Origin of the sequence: Solwaraspora sp. WMMA2101, assembly GCF_049179175.1 — a bacterium.
In the GTDB taxonomy this organism is placed as follows: Bacteria; Actinomycetota; Actinomycetes; order Mycobacteriales; family Micromonosporaceae; genus Micromonospora_E.
The window spans coordinates 5,670,610-5,685,948 of sequence record NZ_JBMHMA010000006.1; the positions used below are offsets into that span (position 1 = coordinate 5,670,610).

General features: G+C 72.0%; 11 protein-coding genes and 1 pseudogene. 8 read left to right on the forward strand and 4 right to left on the reverse strand.

All coding sequences use genetic code 11. The features are described from left to right. Position 1 precedes the first annotated feature (1 nt). Positions 2 to 1,408, forward strand: a complete 1,407-nt coding sequence (locus ACN28F_RS26845; RefSeq protein ID WP_289210616.1) for a flavin-containing monooxygenase — start codon at positions 2 to 4, stop codon at positions 1,406 to 1,408. Beyond that, positions 1,405 to 2,223: an alpha/beta hydrolase gene (locus ACN28F_RS26850; protein WP_289210617.1), complete on the forward strand. Its 819-nt coding sequence runs from the start codon at positions 1,405 to 1,407 to the stop codon at positions 2,221 to 2,223. The genes ACN28F_RS26845 and ACN28F_RS26850 overlap by 4 nt, the downstream gene beginning before the upstream one ends. Before the next feature lie 51 nt (positions 2,224 to 2,274). Here ACN28F_RS26850 and ACN28F_RS26855 read toward each other — a convergent pair whose 3' ends face one another. The 3 genes and pseudogenes from ACN28F_RS26855 to ACN28F_RS26865 form a co-directional block, all read right to left on the reverse strand. Continuing rightward, positions 2,275 to 3,687, reverse strand: coding sequence for an alpha,alpha-trehalose-phosphate synthase (UDP-forming) (locus ACN28F_RS26855; RefSeq protein WP_421360246.1), 1,413 nt, complete (start codon positions 3,685 to 3,687; stop codon positions 2,275 to 2,277). A gap of 1,055 nt (positions 3,688 to 4,742) precedes the next feature. Further along, a pseudogene (locus ACN28F_RS26860) lies at positions 4,743 to 5,012 on the reverse strand (DUF308 domain-containing protein); the annotation flags it as partial. Positions 5,013 to 5,159: 147 nt separating this feature from the next. After that, complete coding sequence (locus ACN28F_RS26865; protein WP_353850567.1) at positions 5,160 to 8,708, reverse strand: ATP-binding protein; 3,549 nt, start codon at positions 8,706 to 8,708, stop codon at positions 5,160 to 5,162. A 251-nt stretch (positions 8,709 to 8,959) separates the two neighbouring features. Between ACN28F_RS26865 and ACN28F_RS26870 the strand changes: the two genes are divergently transcribed. Further along, positions 8,960 to 9,151 carry a hypothetical protein gene (locus tag ACN28F_RS26870; RefSeq protein WP_282228340.1) on the forward strand — a complete coding sequence of 64 codons (192 nt, stop codon included), beginning with the start codon at positions 8,960 to 8,962 and terminating at the stop codon, positions 9,149 to 9,151. 87 nt (positions 9,152 to 9,238) lie between these two features. On the opposite strand, the gene ACN28F_RS26875 is transcribed toward ACN28F_RS26870, so the two are convergent. Then, positions 9,239 to 9,931 (reverse strand): Crp/Fnr family transcriptional regulator, encoded by a 693-nt coding sequence (locus ACN28F_RS26875; protein ID WP_282228339.1) that lies wholly within the window; start codon positions 9,929 to 9,931, stop codon positions 9,239 to 9,241. A 360-nt stretch (positions 9,932 to 10,291) separates the two neighbouring features. Between ACN28F_RS26875 and ACN28F_RS26880 the strand changes: the two genes are divergently transcribed. The 5 genes from ACN28F_RS26880 to ACN28F_RS26900 all read left to right on the forward strand — a co-directional run bounded on the left by ACN28F_RS26880 (position 10,292) and on the right by ACN28F_RS26900 (position 15,296). Then, positions 10,292 to 10,798: a polyadenylate-specific 3'-exoribonuclease AS gene (locus ACN28F_RS26880; protein WP_289210620.1), complete on the forward strand. Its 507-nt coding sequence runs from the start codon at positions 10,292 to 10,294 to the stop codon at positions 10,796 to 10,798. A 169-nt stretch (positions 10,799 to 10,967) separates the two neighbouring features. After that, entirely contained in the window at positions 10,968 to 11,996 is a 1,029-nt protein-coding gene (locus tag ACN28F_RS26885; protein WP_289210621.1) for a 6-phosphofructokinase, read from the forward strand. Between the two features lie 89 nt (positions 11,997 to 12,085). After that, positions 12,086 to 12,904, forward strand: coding sequence for a pyrroline-5-carboxylate reductase (gene proC, locus ACN28F_RS26890; RefSeq protein ID WP_289210622.1), 819 nt, complete (start codon positions 12,086 to 12,088; stop codon positions 12,902 to 12,904). Positions 12,905 to 13,212: 308 nt separating this feature from the next. Further along, positions 13,213 to 13,563 carry a DUF2203 domain-containing protein gene (locus tag ACN28F_RS26895; RefSeq protein ID WP_289210623.1) on the forward strand — a complete coding sequence of 117 codons (351 nt, stop codon included), beginning with the start codon at positions 13,213 to 13,215 and terminating at the stop codon, positions 13,561 to 13,563. A 116-nt stretch (positions 13,564 to 13,679) separates the two neighbouring features. Further along, positions 13,680 to 15,296 (forward strand): glycosyl hydrolase family 18 protein, encoded by a 1,617-nt coding sequence (locus ACN28F_RS26900; RefSeq protein ID WP_289210624.1) that lies wholly within the window; start codon positions 13,680 to 13,682, stop codon positions 15,294 to 15,296. Positions 15,297 to 15,339 lie beyond the last annotated feature (43 nt).

Below are 15,339 nucleotides of genomic sequence, written 5' to 3' on the forward strand. Positions count from 1 at the left end.
GGTGCCTGATTCCGCTGACCGCGCCCACCCCGTCGCCGGTGCCGCCGACTGGCGCGACGACCGTTCGATCTCCGAGCAGAGCGAGAACGTCTGTGTGATCGGCGCCGGCGCCAGCGGGCTGTGCGCGGTGAAGAATCTGCGGGAACTGGGGTTCGGGGTCGACTGCTACGAGCGGGAAACCGGCGTCGGCGGTGCGTGGAACTGGCGCCACGACCGCAGCCCGGTGTACGCCAGCACCCATTTGATCTCGTCAAAGCCGTTCAGCCAGTACCCCGACTTCCCGATGCCGGACGACTGGCCGGACTATCCGCACCACAGCCAGCTGCTGCACTACCTGCAGCGCTACACCGACCATTTCGACCTGCGCCGACACATCTGGTTCGGCACCGAGGTGGTCCGCATCACCCCGGCCGAGGGCGACCGGTGGGACGTGACCACCCGCAGCACCGGTGGCAGCGGCGCCAGCCGCACCCAGCGGTACGCGGCGGTGGTCGTCGCCAACGGGCACAACTGGGCCCCGCACGAACCCACCTACGATGGACTGTCCGACTTCACTGGTCAGGTGATCCACGCCGCGGCCTACCACGACGCCGCGCAACTGCGCGGCCGCCGGGTGCTGGTGGTCGGCGGCGGCAACACCGGTTGCGACATCGCGGTGGAGGCCGGCCAGCAGGGAGCGCGGTGCTGGCACTCCACCCGGCGCGGCTACTGGTACCTGCCCAAGTACGTCTCCGGCCGACCACTCGACCAACTGCACGCCCGGCTGTCGGCGCTGCCGCTACCGCGCTGGCTGCGGCAGTGGATCCGCCAACGGGTGCTGCGGCTGTCCGTGGGGGACCTGACCCGCTTCGGGTTGCCCGCACCGGACCACCAGGTCCTCGCCACCCATCCGATCGTCAACAGTCAGCTGGTGCACCACATCGGGCACGGCAGCGTCGCGCCGGTGCCGGACGTGGCCAGATTCCGCCGCCACACCGTCGAACTCGCCGACGGCAGTGAGATCGACCCCGACCTGGTCGTGCTCGCCACCGGCTACCGGCCGCGGTTCGACTTCCTCGACCCGGGGCTGCTCGGCGCCGGTCCGGACGGGCGGCCCCGGCTGCACCTGCACCTGTTCGCGCCCGAGCGGCCGACCCTGTCGGTGGTCGGCCTGCCGCAGCCGGACATCGGGATCTTCCCGCTGGTCCACTGGCAGACCGTACTGTTCGCCCGCTGGCTGCGGGCCCGGACGGCGGATCCGGCGGGTGCCGCCGCGCTGACCCAGCGGCTGTCGGCCGCCGGCGGCCGCGACTGGCACGACGTGGCGGTGCGCGACGACTCACCCCGGCACTGGTTCGAGGTCGGCCACCGCAGCTACCTGGGTGCCCTGCAATCGTCCCTGGACAGTCTGGAGGTGTCGGTCCGGTGAGCCCGCGTCCGCAGACCACCCGCATCCTGCGTACCCGGGAATGGGCCGACCCGGTCCCGGGTGTCCGCCGTGAGGTGCTGCACGGCGAAGTGCTGCGCGACGAGGGCCGGCCACCGCTGCTGTTCGTTCCCGGGTTCGGCCACGGCGCGTGGGTGTTCGCCGAACACTGGCTGGACCGGGTCGCCGAGCGGGGCTTCCCGGCCGCCGCGGTGAGCCTGCGGGGACACGGCGGCAGCGCCCCCGCACCCCGGGCGGACCTGCGGGCGTACGTTCACGACGTGGTGCAGGCGGCCGCCGGACTGCCCCGCCAGGCGGTGCTGGTCGGGCACGGCGCCGGGGCACTGGTGGTGGCCCACGCGCTGGCCCGTTACCCGGCGCGGGCGGCGGTGCTGGCCGCGCCGGTGCTCAGCGGTTGGCCGCTGCTCGGTACGGCGTTGCGGCGGCACCCGTTCGGCACCGTACCGGCGCTGTTCGGTGGCGGGCTGCGGCTGCGGGCCCGCCAGTTGTTCAGCCGGGAGTTGGCAGACGAGGTCGCCCGGTCGTACGTGGACCGACTGGGCTCCGCCTCGGCGCGCGCCCAGTGGCAGCTGCTGGTGCGGCAACGCTTCGAGCCCCCGGTCGGCGATCCGCCGGTGCTGGTGCTCGGCAGCCCGGACGACCAGGTGGTGCCGGTGGCCGCGCTGAACCGGGTGGCCCGGCGCTTCGGTGGGGCGCCGTTGCTCTTTCCCGGCATGGGACACGACCTGATGCTCGACGCCCGCTGGACCGAGCCGGTGGACGCGATCCTCGACTGGCTGGACGCCGGCACCGGCTGAGCCCACGCGGCTCAGCCGGTGACGTGCGGGCCCGCCCGGTGCCGTGCGATCTCAGGCGGTGAGCCGGGCGGCCAGCGAGCCGGTCCGGTCCAGCGAGGTCAGGTAGCCGTGGACCCAGGCCCGGATGTCGTGGTGACGCAGGTGCTCGCGCATCGACCGCATCCGGTCGGCGATGTCGGTCGGCGCGGCCTCCAACGCGTGCATCAGGGTCAACTTGAGACCGTCGAGGTCGTGCGGATTGACCAGGTACGCCTGCTGGAACTCGGCGGCGGCCCCGGCGAACTCGCTGAGCAGCAGGGCACCGTCGTCGTCGACCCGGGCGGCGACGTACTCCTTGGCCACCAGGTTCATCCCGTCGCGCAGCGGGGTGACCGCCATGATGTCGGCGACCCGGTACAGGGCCGCCAGGTCGGCCCGGCTGAACGACTGGTTGAGGTAGTGGATCGCCGGCTCGCCGACCCGGCCGAACTCGCCGTTGATCCGGCCTACCTCGCGTTCGACCCGGTCGCGCAGGATCCGGTACTGCTCGACGCGCTCCCGGCTGGGTACCGCGACCTGCACCATCACCGTGTCGCGGACCTTGATGTGCCCGTCGGCGATCAGTTCGCTGTACGCCTTGAGCCGCTGCTCGATGCCCTTGGTGTAGTCCATCCGGTCTACACTGAGGATCACGTGCTGCGGGTCACCGAGGTCGGCCCGCAGCTGCCGGGCACGTTCGACCACGTCGGGTCGGGCGGCGAGAGACTCCATCTCGGACATGTTGATCGAGACCGGGAAGGCGCCGATGCGCACCACCCGGTCGTCGATCGCGATCCGGCGGTCGGTGGCCGGCACCTTGAGTACCTTCGTCGCCAGTTGGGCGAAGTTGTGCGCGGCCTGGGCGCGCTGGAAGCCGACCAGGTCGGCGCCGAGCATGCCGAGCATCAACTCCGCTCGGCGCGGCAGCTGCATGAACAGCTCCGGTGGCGGGAACGGTACGTGCAGGAAGAAGCCGATCAGCAGGTCCGGGCGCAACGCCCGCAGCATCCCCGGCACCAGCTGAAGGTGGTAGTCCTGCACCCAGACGATCGCGCCCGGTTCGGCGGCGGCGGCCGCCGCGTCGGCGAACCGCTGGTTGACCCGTTGGTACGCCTCCCACCAGCGGCGGTGGTACGCCGGTTGCTCGACCGAGTCGTGGTAGAGCGGCCACAGGGTGGCGTTGGCGAAGCCCTCGTAGTGGTCCCGAATGTCCTCTGCGGACAGCGCGACGGTGTGCATCCGGACGCCGTCGATGTCCGGCAGACTCGGCGCGGGCCCGGTGCCACCGGCCCACCCGACCCAGGTGGCCGGGGTGTGCTGCAGGATCGGGTGCAGTGCGCTGACCAGTCCGCCGGGGCTTCGACGCCATTCGCACGCGCCGTCGCGTGCGACGCTGTCGTCCACCGGCAGCCGGTTGGCCACCACGACGAGGGAACTTTGACGCATGAGGGGACCTCGTTTCGCTGCGGCAGGGCCGCGCATGGCGAGTGATCGCGAACGTGTGAGGGGTCGGCTACCGGAATTATTCCTACTGAGACCAAGTTACGCGACTGTTACAGAGTGACCACAGTCGTCAATGAATCAGAATTTCCGCCATCCAGTGGTCAGGTTCAGACGACCGCACCGTCGTCGATGTCGTCATCCTCGTCGTGATCCGGGCGCAGCCGCCAGATCAACGTGACAAAGCCACCGACGACGCCAGCGAAACCGAGCAGGATGGCCAACCCACGGTCAACCGGAAGCACAGTCGGGAAGACGAACAGGATGAACCCCGCGACGATCGCGAGCACCCCGAGCACCGCTGCGGACGACAGCCGGGGCAGCGGCGGTGGCGGCGGCGGGGTGTAGCCCTCCTCCGGCTCGTCGGGCAGTCGGCTGCCGAACGTGTCCAACCCGTCCAGCAGGGACGGCTCGTCGCCCCGGCGGCCGATCGAGATGTTGGTGAAGCCGACCGCCCACGGCAGCGGATCGTCGGCACCCGCGCCCCGCGTCGGCCCGGTGTCCGCCGGTCCGGGACGCTCGGCCCCGGTGCGGCCCGCAGGGTCGGTGACGTCACCGGCGGTACGGTCGTCGCCGGCGCTACGGCCCGGGTCGGGGAGCTGCCCGGGGTACCGCTGCGGGGGTGTCGTGCCGGTGGCGTCGGTGCCGGAGCGGTCAGCCGGGGTCGCGTCGGCGGTGCCGTCGCCCACCGGCCCGGCTGCTGGCCCGCGTTGCCCGGTGGGAAGATTCTCGGCCGCCGGCCAGGGCGCGGGGCCCACGTCCGTCGGGGCGCTCCGATGGTAGTTGGCGATGATCCCGGCCCAGGCGGCCTCGACATCGGCATCCGGCGTCGCCCGCCGGTCGGGCGAACCGGTCGGGCCGGACCCGTCAGCGCCGAACGGCCCCGCTGCGCCGCCGGCTGCGCCGCCCGCTGCGGCCGTACCGCCCGACCCGTCAGCACCGGTGGACCCGGCGCCACCCGCCGGCCCGGTCGTCGCCCGGCCGCCCGGCGCGGCCGGGCCGTCCTCGGCGAGCTGCACCAGGTAGCCCCGGGCCGTGTCCAGGTGCACCCGGTCGACGAAGAGCCGGTCGATCGGCCGTGCTGGCACGGTCGTGGTCCGGGTCACCGGATTGACGTCCGACGACGGCTGCAGGTACGCGGCGATCCCACCGGCGGCGAGCACGTCGAGCAGGTGCTCGCCGACCCGTGGATCGACGTCGCCGGCCACCGCGTACTCGGATGCGTCGAGGCCGTTGTCCCGCCGCCCCCGGCGCGCGCCACCCGCAGACACCGAACCCTCTCCTCACCGGTCGCCGTCGCGCCCTGTCCCACCGGCGGCCCCGGCCGGGGCGTGCCGTGCCCTTGAATCGTGACACGCCGGGAGCCGGTTGCGGGAGTGCGTCGGGCGCGCCGTTCGCGCCCGGGGGCCCGCCGAAGGTCAGGAAGCGAGCGTCGGCGACCAGCCGTAGTCGTCGGCGCCCTGCTCACCCAGGCCCAGCAACCCGGGCGCCTTGTTGCGCAGCGCGAATCCCTGCACCTCGGGCAACGCCGGGATCGCCGCCTCCCGGTCCCCGGCCCGCCGGGCGGCACCGACGGCCAGCGCCAGCGCGATCATCCGGTCCGTGACGGCGTCGATCTCGCCGAACCCGGCCGCCGCCGCCGCGTACAACTCGTTGGCCCGGCGGTGGTCGCCGTCGGCGGCCGCCACCGCGGCGCTGACCGTGGCCAGCGCGGCCTGCGCCCACGGCGTACGGTGGCGCACCCGGTCGAGCATCGACCGCACCCGTACGGCGGCCGCCCGCCCGGCGGTCGCGGCGGCGAACGCGGCCGCGGCGATCCACTCGCCGCTGGCCAGGGCCGGCACCCTCGACCAGGAGTCGTCCAGCTCCGCCAGCAGGGCGGCCGCCTCGGCGTCGCGCCCCTGCAACGCCCGGCACAGCGCACCCAGGCCGAGACTGTTCCAGTACGGCCGGCGGAACCCGCTGTCGCGGGCCGCCCGGACCGCGTCGGCCACGTCGTCGACGTCACCGGCCTCGGCGCCGGGCACCGGCTCGCCGCGCAGCACCCGAAGGCAGCAGCGCAGCCCTCGGACCTGGATGTCCCACCGCCCGCTCGGGGTTTCGACGAAGGCGTCGGCGGCGGCCAGGAAGGCGGTGAAGTCGCCGGCGAAGTAGGCCCGCATCGCCTCGCCCGAGTACCCGGTGCTCTGCCCGGACCCGGTGGCGGCACCGGCCATCAGCTCCTGCGCGCCGGACCAGTCGCCCTCCTCGCACAACGCGTACGACAGGTTCTGCAGCGCCCGGGGCAGGGCCAGCAACTGCTGCTCGCGGCACATCGCGGTGGCCGCCCGCAGCTGGTCGAGGCCGTCGCGTTCGCCCGACTGGTAGCGGGCCATCGCGACCGTTATCCGCGCGTCGACCAGCGTCTCGGTCAGGCCGAGCCGCTCGGCGATCTCGGCGGCGGCCCCCGCCGCCGCGATCGCCGGATCCCGCTCGAGGTTGAGCATGTGCAACCGACCGAGCTCGGCGTACGCGTCGGCCTTCTGGTCGCTGTCGGGCAGCGCGTCGAACAGCTCCACCGCCCGGTCCAGGCACCGCAGCGCACCGGCGCGGTCGGTCCGTAGCCAGGCGGCCCGCCCCAACAGCGTCCACGCCCGCGCCGCGCAGCCCTGGTCCGCGACGGCGGACAGCGCGTCGGCCAGGGCCCGCAGCTGGTCGGCGCCACCGGCGGCGAGGAAGGCCGGGCCGTCGCGGAAGAAGGCGATCTCGGCGCCGAGCAGTTCCAGCTGCAGCCGGGGCCCCGCCTCGTCGGTGTCGGCGAGCCGGACCGCGTTCAGCGCCCGTTCGACGTGCCCGGCGGCGACGTCGAGAGCGTGCAGCGCGTAGGCCCGCCGGGCGGCCCGGTGCAGCGCGTCACGGGCCGGGCCGGCGTAGACACCGGTGTCCAGACCCAGCGTGTCGGCGATCTCGTGGGCGGCCCACCGGTGGTGCGCCAGGACCTCCGCCAGGTCGGTGTCGCGGTCGCCGGCGAGGGTGTCGAGCCAGTCGGCGGTACGGGCGTGCCGGGCCACCCGCTCGCTGCGCGGCAGCCGCTGGTAGCAGACGTCGCGGACGAGGACGTGCCGGAACCGGAACTCCGGCTGCTGCGCCATCGCCGAACTGGTCTGCTCGTGGACGAAGTCGCGGTGTTCCAGCCGACGCAGCGCCCGGTCGACCAGCTCCACCGACTGTCCCAGCGCGGCGGCCACGGCCCCCGGCCAGAACTGCACGCCGACCACTGCCGCGGCCAGCAGCACCGCCCGGTCGGCGGCGTCCAGCAGGTCGACCCGGTTGGCGATCACCCCGTGCACGCTGTCCGGGATCGCCAGGCCCGCGTCGTGGTCGAGCACCCAGCCGCGACCACTGCGCCGCAGCGACCCCTGTTCCATCAGCATCCGGACGTACTCGTGGGCGTACAGCGGGTTGCCGTCGGCCACCTCGACCAGCGGGCCGAGCAGGTCGGCGGAGAACGGTACGCCGCCGAACATGTGGGCGTACAGGGTGGCGACGCTGCTGTCGCGCAGCGGCGGCAGCGTGACGGTCAGCGCGCCGACGGTGCTCCCGGCCCAGGCCGGGTCCCGGCTGATCAGCTCGGGCCGGGCGGTGCACAGCAGCAGCAACGGCACCTGCCGGGCGGTGGCGCCGAGCAGTTCGACGAAGCGCAGCATCGCCTCGTCGGCCCAGTGCAGGTCCTCGAAGACCAGGACGGTGGGTTGGCGGGCGGCCAGCGCCAGCAGGAACCGTCGCCAGGCCGACTCGGTCTCCTCGGCCGGCAGGTTGCGGTGCGGGAGCCCGACGAGTGGGCGCAGCGCGTCGACCAGTCGGTCGGCCTCCGGCCCGACCAGGTCACCGACCGCCGTAGCGAGCCGCTGCGCGGCGACGGAGGCCAGGTCGGTGTCGAGGATGCCGGCCTCGGCCTTGACGATGTCGGCGAGCGCGGCGAACGTGACGTTCTCCCCGAACGGCGGGCAACGGCCGATCCGCCAGGTCACCGGTTGGTCGACCATCCGTTCGGTGTGCCGCAGCAGTTCCCGTACCAACCGGCTCTTGCCGATCCCCGCCTGACCGAGCACGGTCAGCACCTGGGGCCGCTGCTCCCGGATCGACCGGTAGAGGGCGTTGACGAGTAGACCGAGCTCGTGCTCCCGATCGATCAACGGGGTGGCGTCGGTCTGCCGGTCGACCGGTGGCGGACGCAGCGGAGCGAGCGCGAGCCACACCTCGGTCGGCGACGACCGGCCCCGCAGGGTCACCGTCGGCTGTGCGTCGTACCGGATCGCGTCCCTGGTCAGGGCGTGGGTCACGCCACAGACGAGCAGGCCGCCGGGCGGTGCTGCCGACTGCAGGCGGGAGGCGGTGACGACCACGTCACCGGCGACGAAGGCCTGGCCGCCGTCACGGGCGGCGGCGATGTCGACCAGCGCCTCACCGGTGGCCACGCCGATCCGGAACCGCAGCCCTTCGCCGGCGCCGTCGGTGAAGTCGTCGAGCGCGCGCCGCAGGTCGAGCCCGGTCCGGACACAGCGGACCGCGTCGTTCTCGGTGGCCACCGGGGCACCGAACAGGGCCATCACCGCGTCGCCGATGTACTTTTCGACCACGCCGCCGTACTGACCGACGACGCGGCGCACGACGGCGAAGTAGGCCGTCTGGGTCCGCCGGACCTGTTCCGGGTCGGCGCGTTCGGCGTACGGGGTGAAGTTGATCAGGTCGATGAACAGGACGCTGACCCGTCGACGGTCCTCGTGGCTCGGCTCGGTGACCGTTCGTCGGGCACCCTGTGGCTGTCCGCATGAGGTGCAGAAGTTCGCATCGGCCGGCAGCGGCCGGTCGCAGTGGGCGCAGATGGCGGTCAGCGGCGCACCGCAGCCGCCGCAGAAGCGGTCGGTGTCGGCTGCGGTTCGGCCGCACTTCTCGCAGGGAGCAGCGATGTCGGCCTCCTCGCGGATCGTCGAGTCGGGAGCCTACTGTCGCATCTGGCCGACCACCCTGGCCAGCGGCTCACGATTCGGGCGTGGCGGCGGGTGGTCCGGCACTGCGGGATGGTCCGCATCCGCAGCTCACCGCCGTGTTTCACGCCGAGTATCGCGGGTCCGGTCAACTGTCCATAACCGGGCTGTTGGCTAATGGACAGTCCATCGGTGGGTGGAACCGGGCTACATTCATTCCGCCAGTTCAGACCGAGCAGGGGAGTCCTGAGATGGTGTACGCGAGGTTGGAGAAGGACTGGACCGACCCGTCCGGCGTCGACCACTCCGCAGGGGAGATGGTCGATCTCGACGCCGGCACGTTGGCCAAGTTGGAGGAGGAAGGGGTCGTTTCCGAGTGGATCGGCCCGACCAGCGAGAAGGTCGGCACCAACTGGATCGGCCCGACCAGCACCCAACCCTGATCACGCAGGGGCAGGGCGGTACGCGTCAGCCGACGGGTACCGCCCTGCGGCCGGTCGGCGGTCGGCCGTACCGCGGCCGCGTGCCGGTCAGCGGTCGGCCATGCCGGCCCGACGACGCAACGCGGCGACGTCGGTGACCACGATCCGACGCCCCTCGGTACGCAGCCAGCCGCGGCTGCTGAACGAGCCGATGGCCTGGTTGACGCTCTGCCGGGAGCCGCCGGCCATCTCCGCGAGCTGACTCTGGTTCAACTCGATCGTGATCATCGGTGCGTGGCTCTCCCCGGCCAGCCGGACCAGGGTCTTGGCCACCCGGCCGGGCAGGTCGAGGAAGACGTGGTCGGCGTTCTGCTCGGTGAGCCGGCGGATCAGCGCGCCGAGCGAGCGCATCACCGCGTCGAGGATCCGTGGGTTGGAGTGGACCAGGTCCATGAACGCGCCGCGGGACAGGGCCAGCGCGGCACAGTCCTCGATGGCCTCGGCCGACGCCGAGCGGGTGGAGGCGTCCAGCAGTGACACCTCGCCGAGAACGTCGGGCGGGCGGATCACCGACAGCACCGCACGTTCGCCGGTGGGCGCGGTCCGGAAGACCGCGATCGCGCCTCGTTTGAGCACGATCAGCGAATCGCCGGGATCGTTCTCCACGAAGAGCAACTGCCCCTTACGGTAGGTGCGGGGCACGGCGGCGGCGATCACCCGCTGTCGGACCTCCGGTTCGAGGCCGGCGAACATGTCCACGCCGGTGAGCGCGTCACCCGGCTCCGGCAGGCGCATCTCCACGGTCCAACCCCTCCCCACCAAGGGCACCATCCCACCGAGGGCACCATCGCACCCGGCCGGGGATGCAGCACCGACGCGGGCGAACATGAAATTGATACCGTTCGGAGAACGGTGTCAACATCAGATCATGGCTGGCCTGTCGCGTGGTGTACACCCCCACAATCATTTCTGTGACAGTCCTGTGCCCGACAAACCGGCAGGCTGGTGGCCAGATCCACCGACGGGTGGGGGCCGACACGGGGGCCCGGTGGATCCGGCCGTGGGGAAGCGGTGCCGGCCGGGGTCCGTCCGTGGGGCGGTGTGGCCCCGGCCGGTACCCCGACGGGCCGCCGTCGACGCCGATCGGCGAGGATGACGGCGATGACGTACCGCTACTTCTACGACTGCGAGTTCATCGAGGACGGCCGGATCATCGACCTCGTCTCGATCGGCGTGGTCGACGAGCACGGCCGCGAGTTCTACGCGGTCTCCACCGAGTTCGACGCCGCCCGGGCGATCCCCTGGGTGCGCCGTAACGTGCTCGACAAGCTTCCGTCGCCGGCCGACCCGGCCTGGCGCTCCCGCGAACGGATCCGGGACGAGCTGTACGAGTTCCTGGTGGCACCGTTGCGCGCCGGTACGGCCGACGAGCTGGAGCTGTGGGCCTGGTACGCCGCGTACGACCACGTGGCCCTGGCGCAGCTGTGGGGCGCGATGCCGGCGCTGCCCCGCCCGGTGCCGCGGTTCACCAAGGATCTGCGGCAACGGTGGGACGACGCGGGCCGCCCGGCACTGCCGACGGCGGTCGCCGAGCGTCACGACGCGCTGGTCGACGCGCGGCACAACCTGGCCCGGTGGCAGGTGATCAGCCAGGCGTACCGCCGGTGACCGGGTCCGTCTCGACGGTGATCCTCGGGGTCTGGTCGCCTCGCCGCCGGGTGGGCCGATAAAGTGCGCACTGACGGCCCGCCCCGGGCCGGCAATGACGCCGACGGTCTGACCGGACTTCGTTCCTGGGGCTCGAGTGGGTCACAGATTCCTGGAGGATGAGCGGATCATGCGTATCGGCGTGCTCACCGGTGGTGGCGACTGCCCCGGCCTGAACGCCGTGATCAGGGCGGTGGTGCGCAAGGGCGTCGCCAGCTACGGTCACGAGTTCATCGGTTTCCGCGACGGCTGGCGCGGGCCGCTGGAGGGGCTGAGCAAGCCTCTCGGCATCGACGACGTACGGGGCATCCTGCCCCGTGGCGGCACCATCCTGGGGTCGTCCCGGACCAACCCGTTCAAGATCGACGGTGGGGTCGAGCGGATCAAGGAGAACCTGGCCGCCCAGGGTGTCGACGCCCTGGTCGCGATCGGCGGTGAGGACACCCTCGGTGTCGCCACCAAGCTGCACGAGCTCGGTGTCCAGGTGGTCGGCGTGCCGAAGACCATCGACAACGACCTCGGCGCCACCGACTACACCTTCGGCTTCGACACCGCGGTCAACATCGCGATGGAGGCCATCGACCGGCTGCACACCACCGCCGAGAGCCACCACCGCACCCTGGTGGTCGAGGTCATGGGCCGGCACGCCGGCTGGATCGCGCTGCACGCCGGCCTGGCCGGTGGCGCGAACGTGATCCTGCTGCCGGAGCGTGAGTTCGACGTCGAGCAGGTCGCGACCTACGTCGAGAAGCGCTTCCAGAAGCAGTACGCCCCGATCGTCGTGGTCGCCGAGGGCGCCCAGCCGATGGAGGGCCAGATGGTTCTGCAGAACCAGGAGCTCGACTCCTTCGGCCACGTCCGGCTCGGCGGCATCGGCCAGTGGCTCGCCGAGCAGCTGGAGGCCAAGACCGGCAAGGAGGCCCGGACCGTCGTGCTGGGCCACATTCAGCGCGGTGGCACCCCGACCGCGTTCGACCGGGTCCTCGCCACCCGGCTCGGCCTGCACGCCATCGACGCCGCCAACGACGGCGACTGGGGCAAGATGGTCGGGATCCGGGGCACCGACATCGTCCGGGTGCCGCTGGCCGAGGCGACCCGGGAGCTCAAGACCGTCCCGCTGGAGCGGTACACCGAGGCCGAGGTCTTTTTCGGCAGCTGACCGTCGTGGCGACGGGTGGGGGCGCGCGGCACACGTCCGCGCGTGCCCGTCCGTCGCCGGGCGTGTCGCATCAGCAGAGCGGAGTACGGATGCCTCCCGGCGCGCACAAGGTCGCGGTGATCGGTGCCGGCAAGATCGGTGAGCTGGTCCTGTCCGGACTGCTGCGCGCCGGTTGGCCGGCCGCACAGTTGCTGGCCACCACCCGGCGTCGGGAGCGGGCCGAGGACCTCGCCCTGCGGTACGGCGTTCCGGTGGTCGACAACCTCGTCGCGGTCACCGAGGCCGAGGTGCTGGCGGTGGCGGTCAAGCCGCAGGACGCCGCCGCTCTGCTGGACCAGATCGGCCCGAAGGTGCCGGCCGACAAGCTGGTCATCTCGTTGTGCGCCGGGCTGCCGACCGAGTTCTTCGCCCGGCGGCTGCCCGAGGGCACTCCGGTGATCCGGGTGATGACCAACACGCCGGCCCTGGTCGACCAGGCGATGACGGCGATCTCGCCGGGCCGGTACGCCACCGCCGCGCACCTGGCCCTGGCCGAGGAGATGTTCACGCCACTCGGCGCCACGCTGCGGGTGCCGGAGTCCCAGCAGGATGCGGTCACCGCGCTGTCCGGGTCCGGGCCGGCGTACTTCTACCTGCTCGTGGAAGCGATGATCGACGCCGGGATCCTGCTCGGGCTGCCCCGCCAGGTGGCCCACGAGTTGATCGTGCAGACGGCGATCGGCTCGGCCGTGATGCTGCGCGACTCCGGCGAGCACCCGGTCAAGCTGCGTGAGGCCGTCACCTCGCCGGCCGGCACCACGATCTCGGCCATCCGGGAGCTGGAGAACCACGGCGTACGGGCGGCCCTGCTCGCGGCGCTGGAGGCGGCCCGCGACCGGGCCCGTGAGCTGGCCGCGCAGCACACCTGAGGCATTCATTCACGTTCCAGGACTTCCGCCGAACGTGGCGATGTGGCTACCGTATGCAACAACGGTGGTTGTGGCGCCTGATCAGCGGAACCGGTTCGCGGCCGGGACCACCGTACCGACGTCGCATCGACACTTCCCCCTGCGGCGACGTCGTGGTGCCGGCCCTGGATGCCCCCCGGTGGCCGGCCGACCGGGGCGCGTTCCGCCGACGCGCCCTGTGCCGCCGCCGGCGCTCGGGCGTCCGGCGGCGGCCCGGGGGCAGCGGTGGTGGTGTCCGCCGGTCCGCTCGGTGGACCATACTGTCGGACGTGTTCACTCTCGCCCAGGCGCGGCACCTGATGGCAACCCTGCGACCCCGCATCGACGAGCTCGTGTCGCTGCGGGCGGACCTGGCCGAGTTGCGGGCCGACCTGGCCGCCGGAGTGCCGAGCCCGCACGGCGGGTTGGCCGAGGTCAAAGGGCTGGAAGCCCGGATCTACGGGATCATCGACGAGGTCAACGAGCAGGACATCCAGGTCAAGGGTGTCGCCCCGGTGCTGCTGGACTTCCCGGGCGAGCTCGACGGGCGCCCCGTGCTCTGGTGCTGGTTGGAAGGTGACGGCGAGATCCGCTGGTATCACCGGCTGGAGTGCGGCTTCTCTGGGCGTCGGCGCGTCTGAGCTGCGGCGCGGTCGCCCACCGCATCGAGATATCGACATCTTGACGAACGGTTGGACAGGTGAGTAGCGTCTCAGACACTTTATGGAAAGTTTCCTAACTAATAGGGAGACGCCTCATGAGAACATCCCTGCGCCGTGCCGTGTGGGCCGGCGCGCTGGCAGTGGTGACCGCTGCGGCGGCCGTGCCGGTCACCGCGGCGTTCGGCGCCGGCAGCATCTCCGCCAGCTTCGTCGCCACCTCCGACTGGGGCACCGGCCACGAGGTCAAGGTGACCGTCGCCAACGGCTCCGACGCCCCGGTGAGCACCTGGCGGATCGAGTTCGACCTGCCCGCCGGCACCACCATCAGCAGCTTCTGGGACGCCGACGTGACCCGCAGCGGCACCCGGTACACCGCGGTCAAGAAGAGCTGGGCCGGCAGCCTCGCCCCCGGTGCCTCGATCAGCTGGGGCTACATCGGCACCGGCGCCTTCCGGGCCCCGCAGAACTGCACGATCAACGGCGTCGCCTGCGGCGGCGGTCCGGCCCCGACGACCGCGCCGCCGACGAGCGTACCCCCGACCACCGCGCCCCCGACGACGCCACCACCGACCACCGCGCCGCCACCACCGCCGCCGCCCGGTCAGAAGGTCGTCGGCTACTTCACCCAGTGGGGCGTGTACGCCCGCAACTACCACGTGCGCAACATCCACACCAGCGGGTCCGCGGCGAAGATGACCCACATCCTGTACGCCTTCGGCAACACCACCGGCGGACGCTGCACGATCGGGGACAGCTTCGCCGACTACGAGAAGGCGTACACGGCGGCGGAGAGCGTCGACGGGGTGGCCGACACCTGGGACCAGCCGCTGCGCGGCAACTTCAACCAGCTGCGCAAGCTCAAGCAGATGTACCCGCACCTCAAGGTGATCTGGTCGTTCGGCGGCTGGACCTGGTCCGGCGGCTTCACCCAGGCGGCGCAGAACCCGGCCGCGTTCGCCGAATCCTGTCACAACCTGGTCGAGGACCCCCGCTGGGCGGACGTGTTCGACGGCATCGACATCGACTGGGAGTACCCCAACGCCTGCGGACTCACCTGTGACGCCAGCGGCCCGAACGCGTTCAAGAACGTGGTCTCGGCGCTGCGCACCCGGTTCGGGCCGTCGGCCCTGGTCACCGCCGCCATCACCGCGGACGGCAGCAGCGGTGGCAAGATCGACGCCACCGACTACGCGGGCGCGGCCGGCAACCTCGACTGGATCATGCCGATGACCTACGACTACTTCGGCGCCTTCAACGCGCAGGGGCCGACGGCACCACACTCGCCGCTGACCTCCTACCCGGGCATCCCGCAGCAGGGTTTCTGGTCCGACGCGGCGATCCAGAAACTCAAGAGCAAGGGAATCCCCGCCAGCAAGCTGCTGCTCGGCATCGGCTTCTACGGCCGGGGCTGGACCGGGGTCAGCCAGACCGCCCCGGGCGGCAGCGCCACCGGGCCGGCACCGGGCACCTACGAGCAGGGCATCGAGGACTACAAGGTGCTCAAGAACACCTGCCCGGCGACCGGCACGGTCGGTGGCACCGCGTACGCCAAGTGCGGCAGCAACTGGTGGAGCTACGACACCCCGGCCACCATCGGCGGCAAGATGAACTACGCCAGGGGCCAGGGTCTCGGCGGTGCCTTCTTCTGGGAGCTCTCCGGCGACACCGGCAACGGTGAACTGGTCACCGCGATCCGCAGCGGACTCGGCTGACCCGCAGACAGGGTCGGCGCCCGGTCTGTCGCAGGACCGTACG

What these genes read in the sequence shown, in the direction of transcription:
- ACN28F_RS26870 (WP_282228340.1), top strand. Translation starts at nt 8,960, where the DNA reads ATGGTGTACGCGAGGTTGGAGAAGGACTGGACCGACCCGTCCGGCGTC.
- ACN28F_RS26880 (WP_289210620.1), top strand. Translation starts at nt 10,292, where the DNA reads ATGACGTACCGCTACTTCTACGACTGCGAGTTCATCGAGGACGGCCGG.
- ACN28F_RS26885 (WP_289210621.1), top strand. Translation starts at nt 10,968, where the DNA reads ATGCGTATCGGCGTGCTCACCGGTGGTGGCGACTGCCCCGGCCTGAAC.
- ACN28F_RS26900 (WP_289210624.1), top strand. Translation starts at nt 13,680, where the DNA reads ATGAGAACATCCCTGCGCCGTGCCGTGTGGGCCGGCGCGCTGGCAGTG.
- proC (WP_289210622.1), top strand. Translation starts at nt 12,086, where the DNA reads ATGCCTCCCGGCGCGCACAAGGTCGCGGTGATCGGTGCCGGCAAGATC.
- ACN28F_RS26855 (WP_421360246.1), bottom strand. Translation starts at nt 3,687, where the DNA reads ATGCGTCAAAGTTCCCTCGTCGTGGTGGCCAACCGGCTGCCGGTGGAC.